Source organism: Janthinobacterium sp. NKUCC08_JDC, assembly GCF_019345575.1.
GTDB classification, from domain to species: domain Bacteria; phylum Pseudomonadota; class Gammaproteobacteria; order Burkholderiales; family Burkholderiaceae_D; genus Janthinobacterium; species Janthinobacterium aestuarii.
In genome coordinates, this window is record NZ_JAHKQW010000032.1 from 1 (window position 1) to 5,431 (window position 5,431).

A 5,431-nucleotide genomic window follows, 5' to 3' on the forward strand; every position below is an offset into this window, starting at 1 on the left:
TGCGCCGATGATAGTGCTGCAACCAGTGTGAAAGTAGGTTATCGTCAGGCTTGTTATTCGAAAAAACCCCTTCCGGTGATCCGGTTGGGGTTTTTTTACGTCTGGTGGTTTGTTGGGCGCTGCGGGTGGTGTCGGCTTACGCGCTGCGCGCTAAGCCGACCTACGTTTATTGGATGGCGGGTAGGTCGGATTAGCGTAGCGTAATCCGACAAGTCGGCAGCCAAGTGACAAACAAAAAAAGGCAGCGCTACGCGCTGCCTTTGTCATTTATCACCACATGTTGTGTACGGCGGGCATCGTCATGTTCTCTTCATATTGACACTGTACGATGACTTCCATTCTCATCAAGTAGTGTGTGCACCCATGTTGGCCAAGCTTAAACTCGTCAAAACTCCCAAAGGCATCGATAGCGTCCTGATGCTGTCGGCCATGCTGATACTCTGGATCGGCAATTACAGCAATCTCGACCTCATGATCGCCGACAGTATGTTCGACGGTGCGCGCGGGCAATTTGTCGGTGCTGACAGCGCGTGGGCGAGCAGTTTCCAGCTCTGCATGATCTTGCTTGGCGCCGCCTTGATCTGTTTGGCCGTCTGGGACATCTTGCATCCGCTGGCCTGGCTGGCATCACGCCGCAGCGCCTTGCGCGTAGTGGCACTGTCGGCTATCTTCGTGCCATTAAGCATCTATTTGCTCTCTTCCTTCAGCGACGTGCCCTGTCCCACGGATTTGTTGCGTTACGGCGGACTGGAACCATACACGCGCCTGCTGGAAACGTTGCCAGCCAGCGCATCTACCATGGCATGCCTGCCCGCTACCCAGGCGAACGCTGCCTGGTGGATGCTGGCCTTGCCATTGTTCTGCCTGCCCGGACGGCCACGCACGGCGCTGCTGTTCGCCTGCATCATGCTGCTGTGCGGTTTGGCGGCAAGCTGGCAGCAACAGTTGCAAGGTACACAATTCTTTACGCACACCTTGTGGTCTGCCTGGATCGCTTCTTTCCTGATCTATCTGTTGCATCATTTGTTCCGGGCCGAGGACGCGTTGGCCTGAAACACGAAAGTACGTCACAATCTGCCTGTCGAGTTGTCGTTTCATACAAAAACAGGAGCACCATGAACGAGCAGATTGCGAGAGAAGTGGTATTGGTCCGTGCTATCGAGACGGCCGACCAGAAAAAAGAAGTCCTCAGCGAGGACGACCGCATGTATGCCAGCCGCAGCGCGCGTGAGCTTGCGCAGTGGCAAGCTTCGGGCAAGCAGGCCGAAGTGACAGGTGACGATTTCCTGCAGCAGCGTTCCGAGCTGATCATCAAGCGCATCACCGAGCGCACCCCCGCTTTCGCTGCCTTCGCGAAGCGTCGCAACGGCATGAAGACCCTGGCGCTGGCCTTGCCATTGCTGGCCTTGCTGCTGGGCGCCGGGCTCGACCGCATCACGGATCCCCATCGCGTCGACTTGCTGTCGGCGCCCTTGTTGCTGATCATCGCCTGGAATGTGCTGGTCTACCTGGGCTTGCTGATCTGGCTATGCATTCCCTCGCACTCGCTCGGCTGGCCGAAGGCGGGACTGGTGCGTCACCTGAGCGTGGGCCGCCTGGCCCTGCCGCGCAAACTGCCGCACGCCTTGTCTTCAGGTTTGCTCAGTTTCATGGGGGAATGGGCACACTTGAGCGCCAAGCTGACGGCCGCGCGCCTGAGCCGTACCATCCACCTGAGCGCCGCCATGTTTGCCATCGGCGCCGTTGCCTCACTGTATGCCCGCGGCTTTCTGTCGCAATATGCGGCCGGCTGGGAAAGTACCTTTTTAAATCCCGGCCAAGTGCACAGCCTGCTTTCGACCTTGTTTGCACCGGCTATTGCCCTGTTTCATTTGCAAGGTTTTTCGCTGGCGGAAATCGAAGCACTGCGCTTCCCGCAAACGACGACCATCGAAGGTGGCGCGCGCTGGGTGCATTTGTATGCGGCAACCATCTTCCTGCTGGTCGTCGTTCCCCGCCTGATACTGGCCCTGGTCAACAATTGGCGCGCCGCGCGCCTGGCCAAGAACTTTCCGCTGGATCTCGATCAGCCGTATTTCCGCAAGCTTAATGAAAGCATTGGCGTGGCCACGGGCGGCATGCTGCGCGTCTTGCCGTACAGCTTTACTGTCGATGAAGCACGCCACATGGGATTGGGCCAGCTCTCCATCATGCTGTTCGGCGAGCAGGGGCGCATGATGCTGCGTCCATCGATGTCGTACGGCGAAGAGCCGCAGGACGTCTTGCGCGGCACGGACTTGAACGATCCGCAAGTCAATATCACGGCCGTACTGTTCAATCTGACGGCGACGCCGGAAAAGGAAAATCACGGCGCCTTCCTCGATTATCTGGTGCAATCGTCGGCACGCGGCATCGCCGTCCTGATCGACGAGTCCAGCTACCTGGAGCGGGCCGGCGAGCAGGCGGATAACGGCGCGCGCCTGGCGGAACGAGTCGCCCTGTGGCAGCAGTTCTGCCAGTTCCATAAAACCACGGCCACCGTGGTCAATTTGCTCAACCCTGCCTTGCACCCGCTCGATGCAGGTGTCGGCTTGAAAGTATCGGCAGCAGCATGAGTGTGAATGTGAATAAAGATGTGCAGGATGATGCGGTGCAGATTCAATTCGCGCTGATTTCGCACACGAATAATGGCAAGACGACCCTGGCGCGCACCTTGGTGGGCGTGGACATCGGCGAAGTGCGCGACGCCGCCCACGTGACCGTGTTTGCGGAATCGCATACCTTGCTGGCCACGCCACAGGGCGATGTCTTGCAATTGTGGGATACGCCCGGCTTTGGCGACTCCGTGCGCCTGCTCAAACGCCTGGGGCAGTCGGGCAATCCCATCGGCTGGTTTCTGCGTGAAGTGCTGGACCGTTACCGCGACCGCCCGTTCTGGCTCAGCCAGCAAGCGCTGCGCACGGCCAAGGACTCCGCCGACGTGGTGCTGTATCTGGTCAATTCTTCGGAGCATCCGAAGGATGCGGGTTATCTGCCGGCGGAAATGAAAATCCTCGCCTGGCTCGATAAGCCCGTGGTGGTCTTGCTCAATCAGATGGGTCCGCCGCGTCCAGGCAATGAGGAACATAGCGAGCAGGCGCGCTGGCGCGAGCATTTGCAGCAGTATCCGATCGTGCGCGATGTTCTGGCGCTCGATGCCTTTGCCCGCTGCTGGGTACATGAGCGCGTGTTTTATGAAGCCGTGGGTGAATTATTGCCGCAGTCGCAGCAAGCGGGCTATGCGCGTTTGTTTGCTGCCTGGCAAGAGCAGAATACGGCGCGTTTCCGGCAGGCCATGCACTTGATCGCCACGCAGCTGGCAGTGGCCGGGCAGGACCGCGAAGCCATCGAGCCCGTTTCCAAGGGCTTGCTGAAATCGGCCTTGCAGGTCGTGGGCATAGGTAAGAACGCGGAGCAGCAACGCCAGGAAAAAGCCATGGCCAGCCTGGTGGCGAGGCTCAATACGCACAGCGGTATCACCACGCGCGAGCTTTTGATCCTGCACAAACTCGACCCGACCGATGCGCATAAGATCAATAGCCGCATACGGGAAAACTTTGCCGTGCGCGCGCCGATCGACAAGGCGCAAGCGGGTTTGCTGGGGGCCATGATTTCCGGTGCCGCGACGGGCCTGTCAGCCGACCTGATTTCCGGTGGACTGACCCTGGGTACGGGCGCCCTGCTCGGCGGTGTGGTTGGTGCGTTGACGTTTGCGGGCGCAGCCTGGGGCTTTAATTCCGGCACGGACCGTAATGAGCCCACCATGCAATTTACGGATGCCTTCCTGCGTACCTTGGTGGTGGCGGGCGTGCTGCGTTACCTGGCGGTGGCGCACTTTGGCCGTGGTCGCGGCAACTTTGTTGAAAGCGAGGCGCCGGCCTTCTGGCAGGATGAAGTCGAGCAGGCGGTGGCGCGCCATGAAGGCGCATTGGCCGAGCTATGGAAAGAAGTGCGCCGCGAGAAGTCCAATGAACTGGCGGCCGAACGTGTGCAGCCCATCATCACGGCGATCACTGCCGATGTGCTGGCGCGCCTGTACCCGGACGTGGCGCAGCCGATGTAAATACAAGCTTCCATCGCCTATTTCCAACAGGGTATCCCATGAGCACACATAAAATCGCCGTCATCGCCGGTGACGGCATTGGCAATGAAGTCATGCCGGAGGGCTTGCGTGTGATGGAAGCGGCTGCCCGCCGTTTCAATATCGACCTGCAGTTTACGACGATGACATGGGCCAACTGCGACTATTACCTGGAACACGGGCAAATGATGCCCTCGGACTGGTTTGCGCAGCTCAAGGATTTCGACGCCATCTATTTTGGCGCCGTGGGCTGGCCGGACAAGGTGCCTGACCATATCTCGCTGTGGGGCTCCTTATTAAAATTCCGGCGTGAATTTGATGAATACGTCAACTTGCGTCCCGTGCGGCTGATGCCGGGCGTACCGTGCCCGCTGGCGAATAAAAAGCCGGGCGATATCGATTTTTATGTGGTGCGTGAAAACACGGAAGGGGAATATTCATCCGTAGGCGGGCGCATGTTCGAGGGGACGGAGCGCGAAACGGTGCTGCAGGAATCCGTGTTTACCCGCAAGGGCGTTGACCGGATATTGAAATACGCATTCGAGCTGGCGCAAAGCCGGCCCAAGAAACACCTGACATCGGCCACCAAGTCGAATGGCATTGCCATCAGCATGCCGTATTGGGATGAGCGGGTGGAAGCCATGGCCCCGAGCTTTCCCGATGTCCACTGGGATAAATACCATATCGACATCCTGGCTGCCCGCTTTGTATTGAGCCCCGAACGTTTCGACGTGGTGGTCGCTTCAAATCTGTTTGGCGACATCTTGTCCGACCTGGGCCCCGCCTGTACGGGAACGATTGCCATCGCACCATCGGCCAATATCAATCCGGAGCGGACCTTTCCTTCCGTCTTCGAGCCGGTGCACGGTTCCGCACCCGATATCTACGGCCAGAATATCGCCAACCCGATCGGCATGATCTGGTCGGGCGCCATGATGCTGGACTTTCTCGGCAATGGCGATGCTAATTACACGGCGGCACATGACGCGATTGTGCGCGCCATCGAGCAGGTGCTCGAGCATGGTCCGCGGACGCCGGACATGGGCGGCAGCGCCAGTACAACCGATGTGGGCATGGCGGTTGCCGAATTGCTCAAATAAAGCTTGCCGGCCGTGGGTGGCTTTGCTATAGTTCGCCTCCCCAATGAGACGCAGTCACTGCGGCAGTTGAGGATCACCGGAAACGGCGATGCAGTAAAAAGAAGGAGTTGACGATTGTGCTGAAATGCTTCATACTCTTCCTTCTTCGCAGCTGACAAACACAACGCTTTGTCGATAGCGCGAAAGCAGTACCGAATACAGTTCTTTAACAATTAACAGTCGATAAGTGTGG

At 58.6% G+C, this 5,431-nt stretch carries 4 protein-coding genes; all 4 read left to right on the top strand.

The genetic code is table 11. From position 1 onward, the window contains the following. Positions 1-282 precede the first annotated feature (282 nt). Complete coding sequence (locus KO538_RS28895) at positions 283-1,053, top strand: acid phosphatase (protein ID WP_152546541.1); 771 nt, start codon at positions 283-285, stop codon at positions 1,051-1,053. Positions 1,054-1,115: 62 nt separating this feature from the next. Further along, positions 1,116-2,594 (top strand): DUF2868 domain-containing protein, encoded by a 1,479-nt coding sequence (locus tag KO538_RS28900; protein ID WP_219330426.1) that lies wholly within the window; start codon positions 1,116-1,118, stop codon positions 2,592-2,594. Beyond that, on the top strand, positions 2,591-4,081 hold the full coding sequence (locus KO538_RS28905) for a DUF3482 domain-containing protein (RefSeq protein WP_219330427.1): 1,491 nt from the start codon (positions 2,591-2,593) through the stop codon (positions 4,079-4,081). The genes KO538_RS28900 and KO538_RS28905 overlap by 4 nt, the downstream gene beginning before the upstream one ends. A 38-nt stretch (positions 4,082-4,119) precedes the next feature. Beyond that, positions 4,120-5,199: a tartrate dehydrogenase gene (locus KO538_RS28910; RefSeq protein WP_219330428.1), complete on the top strand. Its 1,080-nt coding sequence runs from the start codon at positions 4,120-4,122 to the stop codon at positions 5,197-5,199. Positions 5,200-5,431: the final 232 nt, after the last annotated feature.

What these genes read in the sequence shown, in the direction of transcription:
- KO538_RS28900 (WP_219330426.1), top strand. Translation starts at nt 1,116, where the DNA reads ATGAACGAGCAGATTGCGAGAGAAGTGGTATTGGTCCGTGCTATCGAG.
- KO538_RS28905 (WP_219330427.1), top strand. Translation starts at nt 2,591, where the DNA reads ATGAGTGTGAATGTGAATAAAGATGTGCAGGATGATGCGGTGCAGATT.
- KO538_RS28910 (WP_219330428.1), top strand. Translation starts at nt 4,120, where the DNA reads ATGAGCACACATAAAATCGCCGTCATCGCCGGTGACGGCATTGGCAAT.